Genomic DNA, 25,889 nt, shown 5'->3' with positions numbered 1-25,889 from the left:
CCTACGGAAGCCAGGTGTAGCCCAGGTGCAAGCAAAGTAAACTTTTGGTGAACAAACCTAGGAAATTTGCTCTAGCGGCAAAATAGCAAGAAAAACTGGCAGTAGCCGTGAGTTAGAACACTTTAACATTCGGGTGTTGCTCCGGCAGAATTACCCGCTATGGGCGCACTAACTCGAGTGCCACCACCACGGGCCTGCAGGGGCTGGAGGCTTCGGCCTCCACGGTGCGCAAGCTAGGTGCTTTCACTACAGACTTTGTTTTATCTTCCTTTTTGGGCCGGGCTGCCTTGGGCCGCATTTTCGAGGGCGAAGACTTAGTTGGCAGAGCAACGGGCCTGCCCTTCTTCCCGGCCAGCATTGCCGGGGACGGCCCGGATTTTTTCTTTTTGGCTTCGTGGGCGAGTTCCGGGCCCTCATCGTATGTGACCGGCGCGTTTGCCTCGTCTGAAAGTAGATGCGCAACGGGGGTGGGCAGTGGCTCGTCTTTGGCGAGCGGCACCAGGGCAATGTGCGCCACCAGCATTTGCGAGGTGTGCAGGTACGGGTCCTCTTGGGGAAGCTGCCTTGTTATGGCGTTAGGGGTGGCTCCCGCGAGCGCCCCCACGATTGCCGGCAGGGTGGGCCGGTGTACGCACACTGCGCGGGCTTTCCCCTCTTCAAGCCAGCTTTTTGCTAGCTCGCGCACCGAGGCCGAGTCGTTTGCGTGGGCTTGCTCAGTGAGTTCGGGCAGTGCGCTCAGCGTTGCTCCTGTGAGTGTGGCGAAGGGGGCAACCGTTTGGAAGCAGCGCCGCCAGGGTGAAGTAACTACTTGGCCGATCCCGTAGGCGGAAAGAACGGGCACTAGGTTCTTTGTTTGGCCGACTCCCTTTCTTGACAGGGGGCGAGCTGATTCTTCGCCCTCCCATTTTTTGCGGCCGACGGCTTTGGCGTGGCGCATGATCAGTAGCGGCTGCGTGAGGGCGGTCCGGTTGCGCACGTGCGCTACCGCTTCGTCTAAAAGGCGTTGGTCGCCCCTGCGGGTGAGTAGTTTGCGGGCTTTGGCCGGTTTTGCCCACTTCAGCTGGTCGATCTCGGAGATTGGGGCCCGTTTAGCCATGGGGCGCCCAAGCATTGCGGGGGCGGACACGTCTAGTTGGCCGAGCCAGTAGCGCACCTCTTTAGTGTGGCCCACGCCGAGCCGGTAGCGTTGGGTTTGCAGGGGCACTCCTAGGCGCACGGCGAAGCCGGTTTCTTCTTCGACCTCGCGCACAGCGGTGGCTACTATGTGCTCGCCGCGTTCCATTTTGCCTTTGGGCCACGACCAATCGTCGTAGCGCGGCCGGTGCACGATCAGCACTTCAATGTCGGCATCTGAGCGCGGAATCTGGGTGCCCGGTATGGTCTTGCCGTCTTCGCGCAACCGCCACACGATGGCTCCACCTGAACGCACTATACGGGAAACAGGCGGCCGAGGGCGGGGCCTTGACATTGGACCATCCTTTCAGTTCCGGAAGACCGGGTAGATAACTCTAAACGTTAACCCTACCCGCCCTTGCTCGGAATGCCGAAACGGCTACTTGCGCCCTTTGACTCGCTTGTTTGCTTGTTCCATCAAATATGTTTGGATGTCCAACAGTGGCTGCCCGTCCGGGCTGTCGATGTGACGTACCCAGGTGTCGTCGGCTTGTAGGTGCCAGGATGATACTTGCTCGGAAGCTTCCAGTTTCACTAGGTCGGCTAGCTGTTTGATCATCTCTGGTTCGGTGATGCGGATCAACTCTTCGACGCGGCGGTCCAGGTTGCGGTGCATCAGGTCAGCAGAGCCGATCCACACTTCCGTGTCGCCGCCGTTGCAGAACGAGTACACGCGCGAGTGCTCCAAAAAGCGCCCCAGGATGGAGCGGACTCGAATGTTTTCGCTCATGCCTTCGATTGGGGCGCGCAGGGCGCAGATTCCGCGCACCACAATGTCTACTGGGATACCTTCCTGGGAGGCGTGGTAGAGGGCGTCAATTATGGTTTCGTCTACTAGGGAGTTCATCTTGAAGCGTATCCAGGCGGGTTTGCCGGCCCTCTTGTTGTCTATTTCGCGGTTGATGCGCTCCAATAGGCCGGGGCGGATTGAGCGTGGGGCCACTAGCAGCCGGTGGAAGGTGGTGAGTGGGGCGAATCCGGAAAGCTGGTTGAACAGGCGGGTCAGGTCTTGTGCTACGTCCCGGTCGCAGGTGAGCAAGCCTAGGTCTTCGTATCCGCGAGCTGTCTTGGGGTGGTAGTTGCCGGTTCCAACGTGGCAGTAGCGCCGCAATCCGTCGGATTCTAGCCGAACCACCATGGATAGCTTGCAGTGAGTTTTTAGGCCAACCATGCCGTACACCACGTGCACGCCGGCGCGTTCTAGCTTGCGGGCCCACCCAATGTTCGCTTCTTCGTCAAAGCGGGCTTTGATTTCGACAATGGCCAGTACCTGTTTGCCGGCCTCGGCAGCGTCTATTAGTGCTTGCACAATGGGCGAGTCCCCCGAGGTGCGGTACAGGGTTTGTTTGATTGCGAGCACCTTTGGGTCTTTGGCGGCTTGGGTAACAAATTGTTGTACCGAGGTCGAGAATGAATCGTAGGGGTGGTGCAGCAGCACGTCGCCGTTGCGTATTGCCTCAAAAATGTCGGTGGGGGTAGCTGATTCTACTTCGGCTAGGCCCGCCGCAGTTACGGGGAGGAACGACGGGTATAGCAATTCGCGAATGTCCAGGTCGTGCAGTATGTTCAGGCAGGTCAGGTCCAGTGGTTCTGGCAGGCGGAAGACGTCGGCCATCGAGATTTCGAGTTTCACTACCAAGAAGTTCAAAACGAAATCGCTTATGCCTTCGGATACTTCTAGGCGGACGGCCGGGCCGAAGCGGCGCTTTAGCAGTTCGGTTTCCATTGCTTGTAGCAGGTTTTCGGCATCGTCTTCTTCGACTTCTAGGTCTTCGTTGCGGGTTACGCGGAAGGTGTGGTACTCGAGTACTTCCATGCCTGGGAAGAGGTGGTCCAGGTGGTGGCCAATTATGTCTTCAATAGTTACGAAGGTGGCACCGCCTTCGTTTTCGGCGGCTTCTTCGGGGCGCACCCCGTTAACGATCTGGTCGACTGAGACTATGCGGGGTAGCCCTTCGGGGACTTTCACGCGCGCGAAATGCTGTTTGCCCGAGACCGGGTTGCGTAACACTACCGCCAGGTTTAGCGAGAGTCCGGAAATGTAGGGGAACGGGTGGGAGGGGTCTACTGCTAGGGGGGTTAGCACCGGGAATATGCGCCTGCGGAAGTACCGGTGTAGTTGGTGGCGCATTTCGTCGTCTAGGTCAGCATATTTGCGTAGGTGTAGGCCTTTTTTGTCGAGGGCGGGCAGTAGCGTTTCTTGCACGAAGTTGGCTTGGCGGTGGGTGAGCTTTTGGGCCCTTTCTGTGATGCCGGCAAGGACTTGGCGGGGGCTTAGCCCGGAGGCCGATGGGCGGGCTATGCCTGCTGCTATGCGCCGTTTGAGGCCCGCAACCCTGACCATGTAGAACTCGTCTAGGTTGGAGGTGACGATGGTGGTGAACCAGGCGCGCTCCAGCAGGGGTAGGCGCGTGTCCTCGGCCTGTTCCATTACCCGCAGGTTGAAGTCCATCCACGACAGTTCGCGGTCCCCGAAGCGTCCTTCTGGCAGGTTGATTCGTAGGGGCGGTTCGGCTGGGGCGGGCGGGTCTGCTTGCGCTGGGGGAAGGGGGGCGGGCGGCATTGGTTCTTGGCCGCTTGGGGCGCCTGGAGTGGTTTCTGGTTCGTCGTCGAACTCGGAGTCTTCGTGTTCGTGGCCCGGGAATTGGGACGGGTCGGCAGTGAAATCTTTGCTTTCGGCTGATTCGAATCCTGTGCCGGCTGCCCTTGAGGATGCGGGGGTGGGCTCTTGGTTTTGCTCGGCGGGTGCTTCTTCTGCCTTGGGGCCGGCTTCACTGTTGCCTTCGCGTGTTGGCCCGTCTTTTTGTTCGGTTTGGGTTTGTTTGCTTGCCGAGGGCGTGCTTTGGGGTGCTTCCGGCGGCTGCGGCGGTGGGACTTGTTCTGTGTCAGATACGCCCTCGGCCCTACCTACAGGGTGGGACAGTGATTCCCGAGCTTGGTTTTCTGGGATTTCCATACCGAAAGCGTTCCTCATGGTTACCTCTCAATTAAGGTTGTGGTTTGCGGCAGCTTTTGCGGCCTCTTCAAAATCTTTTGCTGTTTTAGTTAGGGCAGCGGCACGGCGCGTAACCTGGTCGGCCAACGCATCCTGGTCGGACGTAATCCAGTCGGGCCCTGCTGCTCCTGCAGCAAGGATGCGCATCACCTGGGCGGCAACTACAAGGCGCGAGCCCACCCAGGCCAACGGTTCTTCCGTGTCTTCGGGGGCTCCGCCTAAGACTTGGTTTATGGCGCCGAAGGCCTGTTTGAAGGGTGGCGGGGTGTCGACTCCGTGGCTTGCTTTGGGCGCTTGCAGGCCCTGGTTGTACCTATCCAACGTGGTTTGCTTATCGCGGCGTGCCCATTCGCGCAGCAGGTATAGCCGCCAGAGTGCTCCGGGCAGTGTTGTTGCCGGCTGCCCGGACCACAGTTCAGCAACCAGGTCAACGTTTCCGGATGCTGCAATTTCGCGCAGGCGCGGTATCAGCACTTCGGGGGTGGATGTGGCATCCCCCAACATCAGTGGCTTGTCGAAGTAACCGTTGTAGGTTCCCACCAACAATTGCGCGGTAGTGTGCGCAATGTCGGAACGCAAAGCCGGATCTTTGTCACCCACAATGTTTTCGGCATCTTCGGGTTCAAGCATTGCCGGCCGACGGAAACGGGCGGACATGTCACTCCTCCTAAATATCAGGTTCATTGTGAACTAATAAAGTAAACTTTAGTTGAATAAGCCTTCTGGCACAGGGGTATTTTGCTTGCTTCTCGCAGGGACAGCAGCTACGTCGGCCGTAGCGTTGGGCGATTAGGTACGTCCTTACTCTCACCGGGTCGGCCGGCAACGAGACCAATCTTACGTAACTTGATTTCGTCTAGGGCGGGGGCGCCTGCTAGGATTATGGGGCGCGCGGCGCTTCGCTTGTGCGCGGGCCTATAGCTCAATTGGCAGAGCAACGGACTTTTAATCCGTGGGTTCAGGGTTCGATTCCCTGTGGGCCCACCGTCAGCCCCGCCAGGGCGGGGCTTTTTCATATTCGCCCCCGTCGTGGGTCCTAACAGAGACGCAATACTTTAGCAACTACGATGCCCCGCTTGTTCTGTTCTGCGTCGCCTATCGGCATCGATAGGCTCGGTCCACTCCGCGGGCAAATGCGCGAGCACGCGAATACGCTCCATCTCGTCAGGAAACCTCACATAATAATTCCAATGATCCTCCCGAACCCAATTCGCCCAAATCTTACGAAAAATACGCGCCTCATTCTCAAAATCAGGATCATCCACCCCCACCTTCCGAAGAGTAAAACGCCGCTTATCTAACTCCACCAACAAGCGAATCAACACCAACGTGAAATCAAAACGCACATAATTCAACCGAATCTTCTTCTTACCCGCAAACAACTTATACCGCTGATCCGGAGTCTCAAACCGAGTCACCTCATCAAACCGCACCTCCTTATAATAAAACGGCCAAAACCTACACCACACCTTCTCCTCATCCACACCAATCCTAAAAAACAAACCATAATAAGCAATAACGCATATTACTACAGTAAAACCGCTTTTTACTAAAAAAGCCGATATGTCATATTCCGTATCACTCGGATTGTAATTTACAATAGCATCCACCATTTCGATTACCCACACCAGACTTGCCGGAATCATCATTGGAATTGCAAGTTTCTTATGGGAGTATTTTCTCGGCTGATCCGGATAATCAGACATTCGCTTAAGCAAATGCTGCGCAATAGTACCAGCATGACCCGTAGCAGAATCAACCCCGCCACTCAAATCATCGGCAGAATGACCACTCTTATTCTCCTTCACCCGCACCCGATGCGGCTCATACGAACCCTCACCCCTATACGGACGAAACCCCTCAATACTTGAAGCCATACCCAATTCCCCTCACGACTATCCAATCCCTAGTCAGCTTCGCCCCTGTTCTGCTCTGCGTCGCCTATCCGCGTCGATAGGCTCGGTCCACTCCGCAGGCAAATGCCCGAGCACGCGAATACGCTCCATCTCGTCAGGAAACCTCACATAATAATTCCAATGATTTTCCCGAATATCCCAAGCCCACCACTTCCGATATTCTTGCGCCCAACGCTCAAACTCCGGATCATCCACCCCCATCTTCCGAAGAGTAAAACGCCGCTTGTCTAACTCCACCAACAAGCGAATCAACACCAACGTGAAATCAAAACGCAGATAATTCAACCGAATCTTCTTCTTACCCGCAAACAACTTATACCGCTGCACTGGCGTCTCGAACCGAGTCACCTCATCAAAACGAACCTCCTTATAATAAAACGGCCAAAACCTACACCACACCTTCTCCTCATCCACACCAATCCTAAAAAACAAACCATGAAACAAAAAAACCAAATACATAAGTAAAACCGCGGCAGGCAAAATAATAGACGCCTCATCATAATTAGGATCACTCGGATCATAATAGGCAATATCCGCCCCAAGCATTACTATGCATATAGGTAAAAACACAACACACGCAGGGATAAATATCTTAGCCTGCGAAAAAACCCTTGGCTGATCCGGATAATCAGACATCCGCTTAAAGTAAGTTTGCAAAAGAAGCTCAGTCTCACGGAGATCAGTAGAATGCTCCTTTTTGTTTTCCTTGACCTGCACCCGATGCGGCTCATACGAACCCTCACCCCTATACGGACGAAACCCCTCAATACTTGAAGCCATACCTAATTCCTTTCCCTAAATCTTTTGAAACATCACTCAACGTGTCCGCAGCCCGACCCCTATTCGTAAGCGGTGAGCCTGAGTTTTCTTCTGCCCGCCAAGCCAACCCATTAGCCGCCAGGTCCGAAGAAGTAGAAATTGCAAACTCCCTGCCAGTCCTTGCCACCTTTTCTGGCAGACCCGCCAGCGGGCTAAGAGGCCGAGGCACTTTCACCCCAGCGCCAGCTAAACGCGTAGTACCTGAGAACGTAGAGGAAGCCCCCGCAAGCGCATTTGCCTTAACAAATCCCTTCAAGGACAGATCAGCACGCCCCCTAGCCACATCTACCCCATAGCCGGCATTAGCAGCAGCAAAATTACCCACCGTATCCCCAGCCAAATCCGTTGTAAAACGAGTCATAGCCGCATCCGCATCCCAAGCCGCCGCCTGCTTCAACGCCTGAGCCCGCCCACCTGTGTTATTCAGAGCCTTCCAAAGCGTATTCGCACCCGCCTCAGCACCCTGCTTTTCAACCTGACCAGCAAGTAAATCAGTCGCTACAGAAGAGCGGTTCAAAATAGCAGTCTTCGCCAGGTTCCCCGCACCCGCACCAATGCCGCCCAAGGCGCCGCCTATGAGCGCATCTTTCGCTACTGCAGATACACTTACCCGGCCGTTGTAGTATTTTTGCGTCCCAATCGAGACACCGCCCGAAATTAATGCACCGGAAATCATTGCAGCTCCCAGCGGACCGCCCACCCCCGTTGCAAACACGAGAATCCCACCGACAACCAGCCCCGCACTTAGCAAATACTCCTTGTTCTGCCTTACCCAATCCCCTACAGACAGGTGGCGGCTGTTGTTGTAGTTGCGTAGAGCACGCATTTTTGGATCTGTGATTGGTTTTAGCCCTAGTGGGTCGGATAGGGCTAGTGGGTTGGCGCCGGCATAATCGTATGGGTTTGCTTGCCAGATGCTCCCCGCGGGTGCGGCTAGCGGGTCTGGGCTCAAGAATGATTGGGTGTTCGGGTCGTATACCCTGGCTCCCATCAGGATTAGGCCGTCAATGTTTGGCCCGCCCTGGCCAGCAAACGGGTGGGCCGGGTCGATGCTGCGCCACGGCGCGATGGGCACGCTGGTGCGGCTCGTCCCCTCTGCGCCAGTTTGCGAAGTGAACGTGGGGATTGCCGCAGCCGTGTCCCACACGAAGCGGTGACCGCCCTCCTGTTCCAACTCACCGAGCAGGTTAAAGCCCAGCTCAACCGGTTTTCCATTTACGCGCAGCCCCTTGAGCCTACCCAGTTCGTCCCAGCTGAACTCGCGGCTGTACCCAGAAGAAGACCGCTCGCTAACGCGCCGCCCAGCTGCATCGTAAACATACTTCGTTTGCACATTTTTGCGGCTAGTTTTAGTGCATGAGGAGACCAGTTGGCCCGCCAGATCGTAGTCGTATTCAACCAGCTCGTCACCACATTGGCGGGCACGTAAACGGCCACAATAATCCCACTGCCAACTGGTCCGCTCCCCAGCCGGACCAATCATCTCTACCAGCTGGCCCGCCTCATTGTAGGAATAGGAATACTCTCCTTCGCCAGTAGATATTGCGGTAATCCTGCCCCAACAATCGCGGCCAATGCGCGCTGTGTGCATGCCCGCAGCATCTATTACCTTCGCGCGGGTTAGGGACCCACCCTCGTAGGAAAATTCGTACTTCGTTTGGCCCCTGACAAGGCTAACAACGTTGCCCGCCGCGTCGTAGCCTACAGCTACCTTCTTAGTATTGTCCTGCCACACCTCCTGCAGGTTTCCCGCAGCAGAATAGGTATATTTCAGCTCCTGGCCGGCAGGGTCCTTATACGCCACCCGCCGGCCCTGCAGGTCGTATTCCCAATTCCAAACCCGAACCTGCTCACCGAACCCGCTGCAACGGCGCTGCAGCTGGCCATCGCGATCAAAAACCAGCGTTTCGCTCCCAGAACCGCCCGCGCCCTCGACGGTGAGCGCATCTGCTTTTCTGGCAATTTCAAACAGCTGCTTCCCCGAGGCAGCAATGCCATTTAAATTGCCCGCCTTATCGTAGGCGTATTCGGTGCTTTGCCCGCCCCGCTCCATGCCGCGCAGCCTCCCCGCCCCGTCGTAACGAAGGGAAGTTTTGCGACCCAGCGGGTCGGTGACCTGAACCAAATTTCCAGCCCTGTCATAGCCGTAAAAGACTTTCCCGCCCGCAGGATCGGTGACACAACAAAGCCGGCCGGCCTCGTCGTAAGAATAAACGTGCTTGCCACCAACCCCGTTGGTCGCAGTAGTTAGCCTGCCAGCCTTGTCGTAAGCGAAACGGCGAGTGCCGTAAAGCAAATCGCGCGCAAAAATTACTCTGCCACCCTTGTCGTAGGCATAATCAGCCCGCCCCAAGCCAGCAATAACACTCCTGGTCAGGCGCCCACACCCGTCGTAGGTAAAGCTGCTAACGCCACCCGCACTGTCTTCAATACGCACAAGACGCGAACAAGCATCGTAAAAGAACTGTTGCCGCTGCCCACCGCGGCTTAGCGAGCAGAGGCGGCCACACCGGTCATACGAATACGAAGTAAGCACGCCGGCCTCAGAAACCTCGCGCATAATACGGCCAGCTTTATCGCGTTCTACCCGCCTGCTTGCCCCGCGCTCGTCAACTACAGTCACCGGCAAAGAAGCGGCATCGTAGGAAACCTCTTCGAAGTGGCCACGCCCATCTTCTATCTGCTCTAAGCGCCCCAATTCGTCGTAGGCCATCGCCACTATAGGCCCGCCCTCACGAATCGCAACGCTGCGCTTGGGCGTATACGCAAAGCTAGTTTTCACCCCTGTAGGGTCTACTACTCCAACAACATTTCCCTCAGTGTCGTAGTCGGCCTTCCAGCGCTCGCCCGCCGCATCAGCAAAGCCGGTAAGGTGCGACAGGGAATCGAAAGTGAACTTGGCTCCCAAACCCCCCTTACCTACAACGGAAGTCAGGTTTGCTAGATCGTCCCACTCACAGCGGATCGTTGCCCCAAGTGGATCCACTAAAGCAGCTATCTGCCCATCCTTGCCGTAAATCAGTTTGCTTTCGGCCCCATCTGGACCCTGCTCACTAACTAGGCGGCCACCCCGATCGTAAGTAAACCGAGTTGTTGCCCCCTCCGGATCAGTCCTGGCCACTAACCTGCCGGCCCGATCATAGGAAAACTCAGATCGCTCCCCCAGGGGGGACACCACCGCAACCAGGCGGCCTGCCCCATCGCGCTCAAACCTATAGGAATGCCCGTCCCCATTAGTCAACGAGACCAGCAAGCCCAGCCTGTCGTAACTAAAACTCAGCCGAACCCCGGTAGGATCAACAGCCTCGGTTAGCAGCCCTTCGCGGTAGCGGGCCGTGGTTACCCCGCCCACCGGGTCAACAATCTTTACCGGATCGCGCCCAAGCCCCTCGTAGGCAAACTCAAAACAGGCGCCAGCCGAAGTGGACATTTTGACCAGCCGATCCTGGCTGTCCCAGCTGTAAGAAATGTTGCCCCGCCCTTCGGTCACCTCGTAGACCGGGCGAGCACGCGAATCGTACTTACACGCGGTCACATTGCCCTGCCGGTCAGCACAATAGGTCAAATTGCCGTGCGAATCGTATCCCATCTGCTGAGCATTGCCTTTGCTATCGGCAATCGCGGTTGTCTGTCCCAGCCTGTTCGAACGCCACGAATTAGCCCGCTTGCCATCTAGGTCAGACACAGAAACTACCCCGGGGGCTAAATACGTGTACTTGCTAGTTCGCCCGGCCTGGGAAACCTGCGAACGTACCCGGCCCTTCTCGTCGTAAGAATTTTTACAGACCCGCACCCCCGCCGGATCCCACACCTCCACCAAAAATGGGTCCTGCCAAACGTACTTCCACTCGCCCTGAACCCCGCGCACGCTAACCAAACGATTTTCCTGGTAAGAATACTTTTGCACCCGTCCGTCCGAACAATTAGCCGCAACAACCAACCCACTTTGGTAGGCAAAGTCAATCCGGAGGCCCCGCTCGTGAACCAACGCGCACACCCTACCCGCACTATCGCGGCAAGCGCTTACCGCATTCTTGAACTCGCTGCCCTGAGAAAGCCACAGGCCCGCACTATCGAACTTCCACCAGTTACCCGAATTGTCGGTAACTGTATAACCCTGCTCTGTAGGCGACAGCCAAAAATTATCCTGCTGCGAGCGCCAGGCGCCCTGCTGCGAAGGGAAGAAAATCTGCCGGCCCTGCCAATCCAGCCACTGCGCCCCGGCACGCGTCAAAGTCAGGCGTTGGTCTAACGCACAGGCCCAACCGAGCCCGAATACCCCCTCGGCACGGCCAGCTGCTACCCCCGCCACAGAATTGTAGGTACGCCCAAAGTTCAAAGCACTGCAGCGGGCGGGGAATACAAAATCAGGTGCCGGCAAAACAAAATTACCCGTAACCGTAGAAACCGGGTCGTCGGCATAGCCGGTAGAAGGGACAATCCCCGTAAGCGACAACGCTGGCACCTCCAGGCGATCGCGCACCAGGGGCAAGCTCAAAACCTGCAACCTCCAGTACAGGGCCTGGTCAGAGAGGGTTGTTACGTTGCCAGAACCACCTGCTACCTGGAAGGCATCTGCAATAGAGGCCACCCAATCGCCATCATTTAAATTCGCCTGATTGAACGCCTTGAGGGTAGTAATAAAATCGTCCATACCCGCAATAAGGTGCGGCCCACTCTTGAACTTCCAATTGTCCTCGAATGTGGTGTGGGCGTTAGTGAAGGCAGTTATAGACCCATCCAACACCTCGTAGCAACGCTGCGCAGCGGCAACAAAAGCGCGTAAATTTTCGGCTACAGCCGAACTAGTGCCCTCCGCGTTGCCGCTCACCGTGCCCGGCTCGGGAACGTCGTGGCTCGTGTGCGAGACCGGCCCCGTTTCGATTTGTGGCGCCTTGCCCGGACTTGCCGCTTTCAGATCAATTTCGGGCTCGCTGTGCAAACGATCGTAGGCCCACTGCCCACCCCAAAACGCCTCGCGCTCGCGCTGCCACTTCTTATGCTCGGCAACGAACTTGCGGCCCTGTTCGATTCTGTGCTGCTCAGCCTTAGCCGCCTCCCGGGCACTAGCAATTCCTGCAATCAGGCTTGCAAGAACCCGTTCAAATGCGTCAGTTTCAGTTTGTCGGATCCGGTTGTTATGAGAAAACAGGTTTGCGAAAAAGCCGCTAAAATCCTGATTCGCCCTGGCGGTTGCACCCACAAAATCTTCGGTGCATTCACCCAACAAGGCCAACAGGCGCCTACAAGCTGCCAGGAAATTTTCAGTAGCTACACTTATGTTGTTGTTCCAAACATCTTCGTCAATACTCTTAGGAACCGCCGCCATGGCCACCTCCCACGTGAGGAAAGCTTGCAATACGAACAAAAGTTTACCGACGTATGGCAAGATTTGCCGCCCGAAAGAGGCGATCACTGCGCCAAACTTTATCCGCCGCCCTCCCGGGCGTCCCTGGAACATGGCGGCCCCCACCCAAACCCCACTGGCAAAATCTGCATCCGGCCTGGCCGCCCGCACTTACCAATAAGGTGCCCTATACCCCACTGACGCGGGCCAAGCATGGGACGTTAGGCGCAGTGCTATACAACACAGTCATAGATAAATAAACAGAAATATTTCCGCCGCGGAATAAAAAAACAAACAGCCTACAGCCACGCAAATCACGCAAAACCCTGCACGAAATATCCAAAACGCAGGGGGCTGCACCAATTCCAACATTCATATTTGCAGCTGAAAAAACGTTCATTTCCATTGCGGGCCAAAAAAGGCAAAACATACTATTTTTGTGTTGCACGGCTGCAGCAAACCAGACTACAGCGCGCTCACCCACAACCCAGTGGGGCAGACTAAATCGCTAGTTCAATGACGAAGGTTTTCCATGATCGAAAAAACAATATTTGCACACAGAGGCGCAAACCGGCTAGCCCCCGAGAACACGATGGCAGCATTCCGCGCCGCCTACGAAAGCGGTGCCAAATGGATTGAAACAGACGTGGACATCACCAAAGATGGCACGCCAATCATCTGCCACGACACCACCTTGGACCGAACCACGAACGCCTCCGGACGCTTCTACGACCTGACCGCCGACGAACTCGCAAAGCTCGACGCCGGCAGCTGGTTCAGCAAAGACTTCGCCGGTGAACGCCTGCCCACCCTGCACGAATTCGTTGACTTCCTAAACGAAACCGGCATGAACGCCAACGTCGAACTAAAAGCGAACGAACAAGGCAAAGAGCGCAGCGAACTACTAGTAAAGAAGGTCGCCGAAGAACTCGCCCGAGTCGAAAAATCTCAAATTATCGTCTCTTCCTTCTCGTTCCTCCTGCTGTACAAAATCAAAGAAATAGCCCCCGACACCGTAATCGGCGCGCTCTGGGAGACCTGCGCCCTATACGACGACTGGCGTTCCGTCCTCGAAATGCTAGGCGCCGAATACGTTCACCCCGAAGACGCCGGCCTCACCAAAGAACGGGTCCAAGAATTCCGCGACTTTGGCGTGGGCGTAAACGTGTGGACCGTAAACGATCCGGCCCGCATAAACCAACTATTCAACTGGGGCGCCACCGGCGTATTTACAGACATTTCACACGAAGTGGCAAACCGCTACTAAATTGCCGAGGGCGGGGCCAAGCCAACTAACAAGGCTAAGGCCCGCCCCCACGGCTCCAAAAGACCGGACGCAAACGGAATTGCGCCCTAAGTAAAAGGACTTACGATGAAATCGAAAAACCTCCCTGTCTTCCTGCGACGCGGCAGAGTGGGATCCTTCCTGACAGTAGTCATGGCGGGACAGCTCACCTATTCAACTTTCGAAGCATTCAAGGGATCGTTGATGCTGCCGCTCACCCACGCGCTGGGCATCGGCGTTGACGACTTCGGCGTACTAATGGGCTGGCTAGGCATTGCCATGTTCTTGTACCTGCCCGGCGGATGGGTGAACAACCGTTTCACAATCAGGTCGATCCTGATCTGGTGGTGTTCCTGGCGCCTAGCAACCTTCCTGATCCTTTACACTCTGCCCCACCTACACCTGCAGCTCGGGTCAATCCAAAACCTGAACTTTAAGATAATGGTCGCGATCGCCATATCCTGGGGTGTTTGGGACGCAATAGGTTGGCCTGCCGTAGTAAACGGCGTCACCTTCATTTCCAAAGACTCTGACGTGAAAGGCCGCGGCCTGGCAATGGGACTGCTAGAAACCATCCGCCGCGCCGCAGAATTCCTGATGAACATCATCGTCATTGGGTGCATCGGCCTGTTCCCTGCCAGCGCCAACAAGATCATGATCGGCTTCGGCTTCGGCTACTCGCTGCTGCTGGTACCGCTAATTTTCGCGATCTTGAGGTTCGTGCCCAAGAACGCCATCGCCGAATCCGAGAATATGGGCAAAAACGCTGCCGCCGCCTTTGGCCTACTCAAAGTGCTTGCCCGCCCTCGCGTGTGGCTGGCAGGGCTAGCCGGGCTGTGCCTGTACTGGTGCTACGTCAACCTGATCTACTCTTCAGCCCCGTACTTGCAGCTGGTATTCCACGCCTCCGACGCAACAGCGGGTGTGTTCGGCATCTTGAACACCGGCCTGATTGGCGTTTTCGGCGGCTTGGTGGCAGGGATCGTAGCCGACTACGTGTTCAAGTCCTCCACCGTAATGATGGGCGCAGCCCTAACCCTCACGGCCGTGGCAACCGCAGTCATCCGGCTGCTGCCGGCAAAACAAACCATGATCTGGCCCGCAGTAATTTTGCTAATGGTTGTAGCCTTCGGGGTGTTCATGGGCAAGGCCGTGATCTTGGCCCCCATCGCCGAATTGCAACTACCTGAAGAAATCAACGGTTCGGCCATGGCAGTAGGCTCCCTTCTGGTTTACGCGTCGATCTTCTGGGCCAACCCGCTTACCGGCAAACTCGTCGAAGCGCACAAGGCAGACCCCTACGTCGGCTACCAGCAGATCTTCTGGATAACGTTGGTTGTCGCTGTAGTAGGTGCCGTCTGTGCCTTCGCCTTGGCAGCAATCAACAGGCGCATCGACCGCCAGGTCGAACAGGGCGCCGAAGCCAACCAGGACGCACAGGCTACCGCCTAACGCTCAGGTCAACGTCTAACACCTAGCTGGCGGTGCTGCCGGCAAATGGGTTCTTGCTACCACCCTCGGTGGCAAGAACCCATTTTGTTTCGAGGCGAGAGCCCTGGAAGACGCACGCTAGGGACGATCCGTCCAACGCTGAAAACGCGTGTGCGCAATCTTGTTGTGCCGATCCACCGAATCTATGCGCACCACCAGCGAACGCTTGGCTAGCTTGCCCGTGGATATCTGCTTGAACCCGATCTGGGAATCGGGCGTGTTTTCCAACCCGTGCACCATCACCCGCGGGTAAGAACAGGTGAGCGGCGGCCCCTGCACCATCTGGTCACACACGAAGTAAGCGATGCCGTTGAAATACAAGTTTCCTGAAACTTCGAATTCGCCCTCGGAATGGGAATAAACCTTAGCCGCAGATTTTTCTGGGGCTTTCGCGAACTGCGCCCTGTCATCTGGGGCTTTCTGGTTCGAAACGTAGGCGGGCGCAGAGGCGGGCCCCGGCTCTACCTTGCTGGCGCAACCGCTTGCAGAAAACGCGAACACTGCCGCCACAACCAGCGCACATGAAGACTTTCTCATACTTACATGATGCGTGGTCACCACCCGCTCAAGCAAATATTAGCCTTGCCTTACTACAGGGTAGGGCAGACGGCTTCGAACCCGCCACAGGCAACCTACCCAAGCGTAGGATAGAAGCTTGTAAGCACCTTTCCAATTTAGGGGACGCCTTGCCAAAGTGGATGCTAGATGGCACTAGTAGCTTGACCCGCCTGATCCAAGGAGCCATCAATGCGGCCGCACACGCCGCAGGCTCACAGCCACTAGTCAAGGTTGGCGATCCACACTGGCGCCAAAGCTACGCGGGGGCCTTCCACAGGTTAACTGGCCTCGAGGGCGCAAATTCTGCCAAAATGGCCAAGGCTGCCACCGACTACCTATACCAACACCTGTACTTGCCGGATGGGACTCCGCTAGCGCAAGCTCAGGCCTTACCCACCGACGTAACTATTGAGCGCACGGGCGGGGCCAAGGCGCCCTCCGAGTGCCCGGTGCCGCGGCTTAGGCTGCCCATATCGCACTCCATAATGAACAAACGCGCTCAGGCTGCCCTCTCCATTTTGAGCCTGCACCCAAAATGGTGGAACCTGGCCGGCTTCGAAGTGGTGGTCCTTGGCGGAGCCGCCCAACTGGCACCCACCATCCCCCTGGTTCGGGCGGGCGCAACCGTACATGCCATAGTGCGCGGCCACTCCAAACGCCGGCAGATGCTAGTGGAAGCATGCAAGGACGCCCCGGGAACACTAATTCTTCCTTCGGCAAATATTTGCGACGTAGTGGCCACCCCGCGCGAATTAGCTGCTTACATAGCCGCAATCGCCAAGCCGGTCATTGTGGTGGACTCGCTTTATGCGCCCTCGCGCAAACACCTGCACCTGGCGCTGGCAGCCGACCTAGTAGAAAAACTTATATTCCAAGCCCGCCCCCACACCACTTTAATGCTGAGTGGCACCCCCACCGACGTATACCGCTTCGAAGATTCCCTCGTAGACGCGATCGTACCGTTGCAGGGCCCCAACTACCTTGCCGCAAAACGGATCGGGCGGTGGCGCGCCAGCCTACTGCACAGTGAGGGTGCTAAAACCATCACCCCGATCCTGCCGCTGGCGGCTACCGAATCAGTCATGAACTCGCCGCGCTTAATTTCCACCGTGGTAGGCGCCCCGGCAGTTGGCATTTACCCCGCCGACCCGGTTACCGCCTCACAGTTGGCGGCATCGTGGCTACTTTTTGAAGTGAATTCACCCCAAAGCACCGCCCCCTGGCAGGGTAGCAAGGCCCCCTGCGGGCTGTGGGGCAACCCGGATTCGCCGCTCAACTCGCTACTGCCCAACGCGAATATGCGCATGCACGCCGCCTTGGTTGCCGGGCGCCTAGGAGCCGGCCGCGAGCGCTGGGTTGGCCAAGTGCCCGAATCCGTTTTTGCCGAGGGCGCAGGCCGGCTGCGCGCGCTCGTTCAGAAAGCTAAAAGCCGGCTGGGCCGCTACTAGGGCGCGGGGTGGGCGCATAAGCCCCCGCAAGCCCCACTAAAGCGAACTGCTCCCCACTAGTTGGACTGAAAAGTCAGTTACCAGCTAGTGGGGAGCAGCTAAGCCGGGGCAGGGCCCCTGCTAGAAAACTATTTAGATTTGCGGCCAGTGGCTGCCAGGTAGATGGAAATTGCGATCACCGCACAGATAGTGCAGACGACCCAACGCCACCAGTCAATGCCAGGGGTGTCGGACGGGTAGTTGAAGATACCCAGGATCAGGTTGCCAATGACAACGCCGACGACGCCCAGGATGATGGTCCAAAGAATGCTCAGAGGCTGGCTGCCCTTCATGAATATACGGGCTAGTGCGCCAATGATAGCGCCGAAAATAATGGTACCGATGATCTCGCCCATTTTTCTTTCCTTACACATAGGGGTGCGCGTTTACGCCTTAGCTACATGGTTTCACTATTTAGCTATGTATGCCAGCCGAAAACAGCGCTGTTAGCGAAATGTTAAACAGGTAGCGGCCAATTTGCATCTTCCGGCCCAGAATAATGCGTTGCCAAATATTGCCAACTTTGCGCGAAAACGTATTTTTGCAGGCCTATTTGCCCACCGTAACATCCATTACAAGGGCCCTATGGTCAGAGCCCTTCTGCTCCAGAGCAAAAGCCTCCCCTATGGAAATATTCCCCGCTGCCAGGCCGTGATCAATAATGGAACGCGGCCTGCTTGCCGGAAACGTGGGGACGCCGGCGTGCATGCCTTCGCCCACCCCAGTCGCCTCGAGCACAGGAGCAGTACCCATATTCATATCCCCCACCAGCAAAGCCGCACCAACCTTAGGAGGGGGAAGCTCGCCCTCACGGGGAAGCTCACCCTCACAATGCGGGCCACAATAGGTGCCCCCAAGCATCTGCCGCCAGGCATGGGCAAGCTGAGCGCGGGCGGTAACGCCGTGAATTTCAAGGTGGGTGCTCCCCACGCGCAAAGGCCCACCCGCAGTTAGCACGTCAGCGGCTAAAAGTGCCCGGTTTTGCCCAAAATCAACGCTAGTGGAAGACCCAAAAACCCCGCTCCCGCCAGGGCGGGAAACCCGCCTAATCGGGGCCGCCCCAAGCTTCAACGTACGCCACACCGCCACCGGAAAACGGGAGGCAACAACCACTCCAAAACCCCCGAGCCAAGGACCAGCCCCGCTGTAAGACCTGCGGGCAGGCAGACGCAAAAACCACGCCTGCCCCCGAAAAAACGGAAGAAAACGCCAATAGCGCAGGCGGGCGGCCTCACAAATGAGGGCGGCCTGATCGCGAAAACCCGACCGCCACTGGCGCACGTCCACCTCTTGCATACACAAAATGTCCGGCCGCGCCTGCGCCAAATCCGTTGCCACAGAAACGTCATGGGCAATATTTGCGCTAATAACGCGCACCCGCCCCGGCATTTACCGGCCCTTAGGCGCGAAAGAAAGTGCCACAGAATTCATGCAATAACGCTCACCTGTAGGAGTTTGCGGAGCATCCGGGAACACGTGCCCCAAATGCGAGTTACAGCGCGCGCAACGCACCTCCTGGCGCACCATCCCATGGGAAGTATCTGTAGAAATATTTACAGCCGCCTGCTGGGGATCGTAAAAAGACGGCCACCCACAGCCCGATTCAAACTTCGTGTCGCTGCGGAACAGTTCGGCCCCACAGGCCCGGCACGAATAGATTCCCTCGCGCTGTTCGTCCAACAACTGCCCGCTGCCAGGGCGCTCGGTGCCCGCCTCGCGCAACACGTGGTATTCCATGGGGGTAAGCCGCCCCCGCCAGTCAGCCTCAGTAAACTTAGAAAAATCTTCCGGCATTATTCTTCCTCCCGAATCTTTGGCATCAGCTTAGTTTCTGCAACCCCACCGTCGGTTACGTCAAAACCCTTATCCGCAGGCGGAGCTGCCTCACCCTTCACGTTACCGGCCCCCGCGCGCTCCGGCCTGGGGGCGTCCGCGGTTTCGCCCTCGCCGTTTTCCGCCGGACCCGAAAAGAGCTGCTGCGCTCGCTCTTCGGCCTCGGGCGAGCCCGAAAACATTCGGTCGGAAATAGTCGTTTCAGTTTCGGGGTGCTCCAGGCGGGCCTGGCGCTCCTGTTCCTGCAACACCGACGTAAGGATTTGGGTTTCCACGAGGGCTGCCTCGCGCCGCGCCTGCTCATCCGAGGGCGCCCGCCCCCCATTTTGCTTCCGCTTGGGCCGACCCTTTTTGCCGGCGCCCTTGGAAACTCCCTGTTTGGAAACGCCCTTCTTGGCTCCACCTGCCTTAGCGTTTTGCCCCCTACGCTGGTCGGGCCCCTGGGAGGAGACTGATTCTTTAGCCACAGCCACTGCGGCAGCTGCAGCCTCTTTAGGGGCCAGCGCCTGCACCGGCAGGATTGAGGTTTGTGCACCCTGAGCCGGCATAGCTATGCCGCGCGAACGCAACGACCGGCGTTTAATCTGCCTGCGCGCCTTCTTCTTCGCGGCCTGCAGGCGCGCCTGATGGATAGACGAATGCGGCGAATGGGCCACATGCTTCTTCTGCCGCTGCTTCTGGGCCTGATTCTGCTTTAGAACCTTTTGGATAGCATCCGAAGTGTCCATCTTATCTATGGCCAAATCCGAGGCCGTGTCCGCATCAGAATGGGAAATCTGCGCCAGCTCCTGCGCCAGGTTAGCCACTCTTTCTTCGGACATGTCCTGATTGATCTGTTGCACGTCTTGGCGGACCCAACGCCCTCGCGGCAGCGCATACGGCGCCTTAGACACCAGCCACGCGTACATGTGCTCGCGCAGGTAGCAGCGCAAATCCCACAACTTGCCGGAATTTTCTGCGCTAGCCACAATGCGCACGGTCATAGTCTCGGCTCCCGAAGCAGACACCTGCACTGAGCCCGAACGCCCGTCCCAAAGGTCAGAGGCGGAAAGCAACCGTTCGGCCTCGGCACGAATCTGCGACACGGGCGCAGACCAGTCCAGTTCCAACTCCACGGCCCCCAGCAGGTGGGCAGTTTGGCGCGTCAAATTCTGGAATGCCTTTTGGGTGAACGAGGTCGAAGGCACAATCATGCGGCGGTCGTCCCAAAGCAGCACCACCACGTAGGTCAAAGTGATCTCTTCGATCGTGCCCTGCAATTCCGAACCGTCCAGGCCCTTTACGATCACCACGTCGCCCACGCGTATCGCATCGGCGAAAGCCACCTGCAACCCGGCGAACATGTTCGCCAAAGTGGACTGGGCTGCAAGACCGGCGATCAACGAAGCGATACCAGCTGACGCTAAAACCGATGCCATTGCGGCTCGCGCGGCAGGATAGGTCAGCGCCATGGCGATTATCGTCAACACGATTATGACCGCCTGCAACACGCGTCGCAGCACCTGCGCCTGCGTCTGGATGCGGCGCGCCTGCCGATCGTGCGGGTCCTTCTGATTTGCGGCAACATCCTCGATAACGTTTGCCGCCGCAAACGCCAGCCACCCCACCCCGGCGTAGCCGAGCAACAAGATCGCGTGCTTTGCCACCTGCACCCACGAAGCACCCGAGGCCGTAGCCGGATCGAACGCGTAAGCCAAACCAATGTGGCCGCCAAAGGCTGCGCAAGTAAAGTAGCCCGGCAAAATCACCCGATTTTTCACCATTCGCACAAAGCGTTGGCGGTGAGCCACCATGGAAAGCACCACGTGCATCAAGAACATGAGCGCAATCCCAATGCCCGCGCCAATCGCCGCCCACAAAACCAGGTGCAGCAGATCGACAGTGCCCTTGGTGGCCTTATCTACAGTTTCGGAAATGTCCTCACTTGATGGCAGGGATCCCGATTCCGAGGGCGACGGCGAGGGGGAAGGGTCTGCTGCAGGCAACGGCAAAAGCGGGCGCGAGGGGCCGGCCGAATAGGAATGGCTCAAACCCGAAGCTTGCCCAGCGAGGCCCCAAAGCCCCTGGTCGAAAGCAACATAGGCGCGTGCGGCACCGGCAAATAACGCAGAGCAGATCATGTACTCAAGGCTAGTGGAGCCGGGGCGCGTCGGCTGGTCAAATCTCAATTAAAGGCGTGTAATCTTCAACGCCGTTTTGATACATTCGTAGCGGTGAGCAGGCTCACGTCAAATCAATTTTGTGTTCGCCCATCTTTTCGCGTAAGCTTTATCGAGTCCGAGGGAGACGGCGGAAGCCGAAACGCTCGGGAGCCAAAAAGATAGGCCCCCATCGTCTAGCGGCCTAGGACACCGCCCTTTCACGGCGGCGACACGGGTTCAAATCCCGTTGGGGGTACGGTCGCCAAGGGCGACACAATTGAATATTTTAGGCATTGCCTACCATGGCCCTGTAGCGCAGTTGGTTAGCGCGCCGCCCTGTCACGGCGGAGGTCGCGGGTTCAAGTCCCGTCAGGGTCGCTGACAGACCCGGGTTTCCCGGGTTTTTGTCTACGAATGGCTCTGTAGCTCAGTTGGTAGAGCGTTCGACTGAAAATCGAAAGGTCACCGGATCGACGCCGGTCGGAGCCACAGTCAGAGGTCGCAACTTTGGTTGCGGCCTCTATTTTTATTTCTGCGCCACACGTCTATGGGTGCGCCCTGCGATTCGCGCCCGGCCTGCTACGCGCCCTCGCCCCTCTTGCAACGAGCCTTCTGCCCCTAGCTGGCGGCCCACACCCACCTTTCCGCGCCCCTTGGCGTTACCAAAAGCCTGGCCGCTACCCAAAAGCCTTGGCGCTACCCAAAGCCTGGTCCTGCCAAAAGCCGGGCTAACGTCCAGCACCTGGCCGGGCAACTAAAACGGCAAAGGAAAAGCCGCAGGCAAAACGAACGTCCTGCCTGCGGCACAACTTCCAACTGTCAGGGCCAGCCGCCCCGGCAAAGCCGGCACCCCCAACTAGCCGGGGCCACCAGCTAAGCTGCCAGGGAAGGCCACAACTACTTGGTAGCTTCCTTCAGCTTGAACTGCTTCTTGAAATCGGGGTGCTTGTCCATCCAATCACGGGTGTCCTGGACCAAGTTCTTCCCCTCCTTCTCGTTTAACACGTAGTTCTCGAGCGAGTACAGCTGCTCGTCGGAAACCTTCAGGTGCTTCAGCATTTCAGCAACCTCGGGATTGTCCTTCGTAAAGTCGCCGCGGCCGAAGGAGTGGCACTTCTCGGCTCCACCGAGCGCGCCCTTCGGATCCTTCAGGTCCTTGATGTCGAAAGCATCATAGGCCCAGTGCGGGGACCACAGCGTAACCACTATGTCGTCCCCAGATTGCATTGCCCCCTTCAGAGCTCCCAGCATGGTTGCGGTCGAGGAGATCTTGAAGTTCATATCCTCGAGCCCGTACTGCGGGATAACCTGGTTCTTAGTTACGCGCGTAAGGCCCGCACCTGCGTCGATACCTATGATTTCGTTTTTGAACTTGTCCGCATTCGCAGCCAGTTCGTCCAGCGAATCAATAGGGGCATCCTTATTCACTGCAATGGTCAACTTCGCCTTGTCATACCAAGCACCAAAATCCTGAATCTGGTCGCCGTACTTTTCGGCGTAGTCCTTGTGGGTGGTGGGCAGCCAGCCGTCCATCAGCAGGTCGAAGTCGCCCTCGGCGAGGCCGGTAAAGATGACCCCCACCTCGGCATCTTGCAGCTTCACGTCGTAGCCCTGCTCTTCGAGGGCGACCTTCATAGCGTTCGAAATTACTACGCCCTCGTCCCAACCGGAAGCAACACCAATGCGGATCGTCTTATCGGAACCCGCGCTGCCCCCGAAGGCGCCCACGGCAGTCCAGCCCAAAGCCAACGCAAGAGCGGCCAACAGCGCAGCCGGCTTGACGATGCGATCCAGAACGGACTTGCCTGCACCGCCCTCACCGTCGCCTGCAGCGGCCTTGCGGCCAGCCCGCGAGCCGGTAACGCGGTCTAGGAACATCGCCAGGATCACCACGGACAGACCAGCTTCGGCGCCGAGAGACATGTTCACGCGGTTCAGCGCGGTCACTACATCTGCACCCAGGCCACCAGCACCAACCATGCCGGCGATCACAACCATCGACAAGGACAGCATGATCACCTGGTTTACGCCACCCATAATGGTTTGGCGCGCCAGGGGCAGTTGCACTTGGAAGAGGACGCGACGCGGGGTGGCGCCAAAAGCGTAGGCCGCTTCGACGACCTCCTTGTCAACTTGCTTTATTCCCAGCTCGGTGAAGCGCACGGCCGGGGCAATAGCGAACAGGATCGTAGCCACAATGGCGGGCACCACGCCCACCGAGAACAGCACCACGAACGGGATCAGGTAGACGAACGCGGGCATGGTCTGCAAGAAATCTAAGATTGGGCGCAGCACCGCCGAAACGCGTTTAGATCTAGCCGCCCAAATACCCAGCGGAATACCTATAAGGATAGCTATGGCTGAGGCCAGTATGACCAGCGCCAACGATTGCATAGCATTGTCCCACTGATCCATGCCGTAGATCAGCATGAACCCCAGGAACGAGCCGAGGGCAAGCTTCCAGCCCTTCGCCCACCAGCCAAGCAGAGTGAACACCAAGATCCACACCCAAAATGGGGGCGTGAGCAAGATCGCCTGCAACACATCATTAATACCCTGAAAGATAGTTGAGATCACGTTGAAGAAGCCAGACCAGGAAGCGATCATCCAATCGACCGCGCCCGATACCCAGCCGCCCAACGGGATGCGGAAGGAATCAAGAACCATGGGCATCATTCGGCATCACCTTCCTGAACAGTAGAACCCGCAGCCGGGTCCGAACCACGCCCCGCCTTGGTTTCGGGAGCGGCGGAAGAGGTATCGGAGGCTGGCGCTACGCCCTCGCGCGCGCTGCTTCGACCACCGGCAACGGTGGCGTTTTGGAGGCCCTCACTGGCACTGCTGCTGGCACTGGCACCCGCCCCTTCTTGCGTGGGCGAACTAGACTCGCCCACCTTTGGGATAGAGCCGGTAGAAACAGGAGTTACCTCGTTTCCACTGCCCTCGCCAAGGGCACGCAGCAGGGCCACGCGGCCGATGATTCCCTCTAGGCGGCCGTCCTTAGAAACGACGGGCACGGGGATCGGCTTGGAAGCAGACGGCAAAATGATTTCCGAAAGCGGAGTGTCCGCCGAAATACCCGGGTGCGAATAGTGCACCAGGTCCCGGATCGTGTCCAGGTTAGGATTCTTGCTGAGGGCGTCGGCGATTTCGTCGCCCTCGACATACCCGTGCAGGCGCCTGTCGCCAGAGGCTGTAACCCAGCCGCCTTGCAAATCGGTTTCCTCGAGCTTGCGCAAAACCACCCTGGGGCCATCGTTTAGATATATGCGCATCACGGGGCGGCGCATAATCGAAGAGGCCGTAATAACGCGCGAACGGTCAACATCCTGCACAAATTTGGCCACGTACTCGTTAGCCGGATTCGTAAGAATCTCTTCGGCTGTACCAACCTGAACAATCTGGCCGTTGCGCATAACCGCAATGCGATTGCCAAGCAGCATGGCTTCGTTCAAATCGTGAGTAATAAAAATAATGGTCCGCTTGGAGCGCGCCTGAATTTCCAGCAGCAGCTCCTGCATATCGCGGCGAATAAGGGGGTCGAGGGCGGAGAATGCTTCGTCCATTAACAAAATGTCGCCCTCGGCGCACAACGCGCGAGCCAATCCCACACGCTGTTGCATGCCGCCAGAAAGCTGCGAGGGGTAGGAATCCTCGCGCCCTTCAAGGCCGGCTACTTGCAGTTCGTGGCGGGCTTTCGCCTCGCGCTCTTCTTTGCTGACACCCGCAATTTCGAGCGGGTAGGCAGCATTTTCTAAGACTGTTCTATGGGGAAGTAATGCGAAATGCTGAAAAACCATCGACATGGATTGCTGGCGCACCTTGCGCAGCTCAGCTGGCTTCAGCTTGGTAATGTCAGTGCCTTTAATTTTCACAGTGCCCGCTGTTGCGGGGCCGAGGGCATTTAGTGTTCGCAGTAAAGTCGATTTGCCCGAGCCTGACAGGCCCATGACAACAAATATTTCGCCCTCTTTTACGTCGAAAGAAACATCGTTCACAGCTACCGTGGCGCCTTTTATCGATTTAGGATCGACGCCGTCTTTGAGCTTTTGAACTACTTGCTTTTTGTCCCTTCCAAAGATCTTATAAACATGGTCGCATTCGAGGATGTTCATGTTTCCCTTCGGGGTGCGTGCAGGGGCTAAAGATCGCTAATCTTTCGCGGCCTGCAATGTGTTCAGTTATAGCTGGAATCGGCGATAAACCACCTTCTTTAGGGTTCGGGGAAATGGCACGCATTCGCACGCCCACAATTTCATGCGGACAAGAATGATCCACACTTACTGTCTCAGAAAGGACATAACGTTTCAAGGGAAGAGCCCCGCCACGGACGGTTTTCGGTACTATAGTGCGGATTCTGGCGGGGAGGTTTCAGGGGGCGCTACGCCAGTTCGCCAGTGCGGATTTACAGATTTTGCCGAGGGCGAGGGCGGCCTAGAGAGGGGGCGGGCCCGCTAGCCCAACTACTTGGAATGGTTTCGATATGGCTTTTGCACGCAACGGGGCGGCCGGGGGCGATCGGGGGCGGCTGGCGGACTTATCCACAGATTGTTCTGAAGCGGTTGCGAGGGAAAAAGCCGGTCGGTATTTTTATTTTTGTGAAACATGCAACGAAGCATCTAGCCGCCACTGCCCTAGCACTCGCCCTCCTATGCACCGGCTGCTCCACGGCTAAAAACTCCACCCCAGAAGAAAAACCCACCCAACCAAGCCCAACCCAAACCCCATCACAAACACCAACCCCAAAATCCGGGTGGGAAGACGGCCCACCCCTACTACCCGTCCAAGCACAAAACAACACCCAAGAAGGCGCAATAGCCACCGGCAAATTCTTCATCGAAGCC

16 protein-coding genes, 4 tRNA genes and 1 pseudogene are annotated in these 25,889 nt (G+C 57.3%); 8 read left to right on the top strand and 13 right to left on the bottom strand.

Annotation, left to right across the window (positions count from 1 at the left end; translation table 11 throughout):
- Nucleotides 1-157: 157 nt before the first annotated feature.
- From G437_RS0109565 to G437_RS0109555, 3 genes are all read right to left on the bottom strand, one after another.
- Nucleotides 158-1,468: an NUDIX hydrolase gene (locus G437_RS0109565; RefSeq protein WP_070622320.1), complete on the bottom strand. Its 1,311-nt coding sequence runs from the start codon at nt 1,466-1,468 to the stop codon at nt 158-160.
- A gap of 84 nt (nt 1,469-1,552) precedes the next feature.
- The gene (locus G437_RS0109560; protein ID WP_029769556.1) at nt 1,553-4,147 is read right to left on the bottom strand and encodes an RNA degradosome polyphosphate kinase; all 2,595 of its coding nucleotides are present in this window, start codon (nt 4,145-4,147) and stop codon (nt 1,553-1,555) included.
- A 9-nt stretch (nt 4,148-4,156) separates the two neighbouring features.
- Entirely contained in the window at nt 4,157-4,825 is a 669-nt protein-coding gene (locus G437_RS0109555) for a hypothetical protein (protein ID WP_029769555.1), read from the bottom strand.
- A gap of 254 nt (nt 4,826-5,079) precedes the next feature.
- On the opposite strand from G437_RS0109555, the gene G437_RS0109550 reads away from it, so the two are divergent.
- Nucleotides 5,080-5,152 (top strand) — tRNA-Lys (locus G437_RS0109550).
- Nucleotides 5,153-5,223: 71 nt separating this feature from the next.
- Here the strand turns inward: G437_RS0109550 and G437_RS11030 are convergent.
- The 3 genes from G437_RS11030 to G437_RS0109535 are packed head-to-tail and all read right to left on the bottom strand — an operon-like array spanning nt 5,224 to nt 12,319.
- Nucleotides 5,224-6,045 carry a hypothetical protein gene (locus G437_RS11030; protein WP_024332328.1) on the bottom strand — a complete coding sequence of 274 codons (822 nt, stop codon included), beginning with the start codon at nt 6,043-6,045 and terminating at the stop codon, nt 5,224-5,226.
- A 33-nt stretch (nt 6,046-6,078) separates the two neighbouring features.
- Nucleotides 6,079-6,864, bottom strand: a complete 786-nt coding sequence (locus G437_RS0109540) for a hypothetical protein (RefSeq protein WP_024332327.1) — start codon at nt 6,862-6,864, stop codon at nt 6,079-6,081.
- On the bottom strand, nt 6,848-12,319 hold the full coding sequence (locus G437_RS0109535) for a DUF6531 domain-containing protein (RefSeq protein ID WP_162138740.1): 5,472 nt from the start codon (nt 12,317-12,319) through the stop codon (nt 6,848-6,850). The genes G437_RS0109540 and G437_RS0109535 overlap by 17 nt, the downstream gene beginning before the upstream one ends.
- Nucleotides 12,320-12,782: 463 nt before the next feature.
- Between G437_RS0109535 and G437_RS0109525 the strand changes: the two genes are divergently transcribed.
- On the top strand, nt 12,783-13,517 hold the full coding sequence (locus G437_RS0109525; RefSeq protein ID WP_029769553.1) for a glycerophosphoryl diester phosphodiesterase: 735 nt from the start codon (nt 12,783-12,785) through the stop codon (nt 13,515-13,517).
- 105 nt (nt 13,518-13,622) lie between these two features.
- Nucleotides 13,623-14,987: an MFS transporter gene (locus tag G437_RS0109520; RefSeq protein ID WP_024332323.1), complete on the top strand. Its 1,365-nt coding sequence runs from the start codon at nt 13,623-13,625 to the stop codon at nt 14,985-14,987.
- 117 nt (nt 14,988-15,104) lie between these two features.
- Here the strand turns inward: G437_RS0109520 and G437_RS0109515 are convergent, their stop codons facing one another.
- The gene (locus G437_RS0109515) at nt 15,105-15,563 is read right to left on the bottom strand and encodes a hypothetical protein (RefSeq protein WP_141739484.1); all 459 of its coding nucleotides are present in this window, start codon (nt 15,561-15,563) and stop codon (nt 15,105-15,107) included.
- A 149-nt stretch (nt 15,564-15,712) separates the two neighbouring features.
- On the opposite strand from G437_RS0109515, the gene G437_RS0109510 reads away from it, so the two are divergent.
- Nucleotides 15,713-17,032 (top strand): hypothetical protein, encoded by a 1,320-nt coding sequence (locus tag G437_RS0109510; protein ID WP_141739485.1) that lies wholly within the window; start codon nt 15,713-15,715, stop codon nt 17,030-17,032.
- Between the two features lie 128 nt (nt 17,033-17,160).
- Here the strand turns inward: G437_RS0109510 and G437_RS0109505 are convergent, their stop codons facing one another.
- The 4 genes from G437_RS0109505 to G437_RS11025 all read right to left on the bottom strand — a co-directional run bounded on the left by G437_RS0109505 (nt 17,161) and on the right by G437_RS11025 (nt 21,024).
- Nucleotides 17,161-17,427 (bottom strand): GlsB/YeaQ/YmgE family stress response membrane protein, encoded by a 267-nt coding sequence (locus tag G437_RS0109505; protein WP_024332320.1) that lies wholly within the window; start codon nt 17,425-17,427, stop codon nt 17,161-17,163.
- Nucleotides 17,428-17,620: 193 nt separating this feature from the next.
- Nucleotides 17,621-18,460, bottom strand: coding sequence for an endonuclease/exonuclease/phosphatase family protein (locus G437_RS0109500; RefSeq protein ID WP_024332319.1), 840 nt, complete (start codon nt 18,458-18,460; stop codon nt 17,621-17,623).
- The gene (msrB, locus tag G437_RS0109495) at nt 18,461-18,865 is read right to left on the bottom strand and encodes a peptide-methionine (R)-S-oxide reductase MsrB (RefSeq protein ID WP_024332318.1); all 405 of its coding nucleotides are present in this window, start codon (nt 18,863-18,865) and stop codon (nt 18,461-18,463) included.
- A complete protein-coding gene (locus G437_RS11025; RefSeq protein WP_024332317.1) occupies nt 18,865-21,024 on the bottom strand; it encodes a mechanosensitive ion channel family protein in 2,160 nt (719 codons plus the stop codon). The genes msrB and G437_RS11025 overlap by 1 nt, the downstream gene beginning before the upstream one ends.
- 204 nt (nt 21,025-21,228) lie before the next feature.
- On the opposite strand from G437_RS11025, the gene G437_RS0109485 reads away from it, so the two are divergent.
- The 3 genes from G437_RS0109485 (at nt 21,229) to G437_RS0109475 (ending at nt 21,534) form a co-directional block, all read left to right on the top strand.
- Nucleotides 21,229-21,301, top strand: a tRNA-Glu gene (locus G437_RS0109485).
- Between the two features lie 48 nt (nt 21,302-21,349).
- Nucleotides 21,350-21,423 (top strand) — tRNA-Asp (locus tag G437_RS0109480).
- A gap of 38 nt (nt 21,424-21,461) precedes the next feature.
- Nucleotides 21,462-21,534: transfer RNA gene (locus G437_RS0109475), tRNA-Phe, on the top strand.
- 408 nt (nt 21,535-21,942) lie between these two features.
- Here G437_RS0109475 and G437_RS0109470 read toward each other — a convergent pair.
- Both G437_RS0109470 and G437_RS0109465 read right to left on the bottom strand, forming a co-directional pair.
- Nucleotides 21,943-23,721: an ABC transporter permease/substrate binding protein gene (locus tag G437_RS0109470; RefSeq protein WP_029769550.1), complete on the bottom strand. Its 1,779-nt coding sequence runs from the start codon at nt 23,719-23,721 to the stop codon at nt 21,943-21,945.
- Nucleotides 23,718-25,160 carry a quaternary amine ABC transporter ATP-binding protein gene (locus tag G437_RS0109465; protein WP_024332315.1) on the bottom strand — a complete coding sequence of 481 codons (1,443 nt, stop codon included), beginning with the start codon at nt 25,158-25,160 and terminating at the stop codon, nt 23,718-23,720. The genes G437_RS0109470 and G437_RS0109465 overlap by 4 nt, the downstream gene beginning before the upstream one ends.
- Nucleotides 25,161-25,643: 483 nt before the next feature.
- On the opposite strand from G437_RS0109465, the pseudogene G437_RS11515 reads away from it, so the two are divergent.
- Nucleotides 25,644-25,889 (top strand): annotated as a pseudogene (locus tag G437_RS11515) (hypothetical protein); the annotation flags it as partial.

This window comes from Winkia neuii subsp. neuii DSM 8576 (genome assembly GCF_000420405.1).
Classification (GTDB): Bacteria; Actinomycetota; Actinomycetes; order Actinomycetales; family Actinomycetaceae; genus Winkia; species Winkia neuii.
This window is presented reverse-complemented; position numbering and strand designations above follow the sequence as displayed.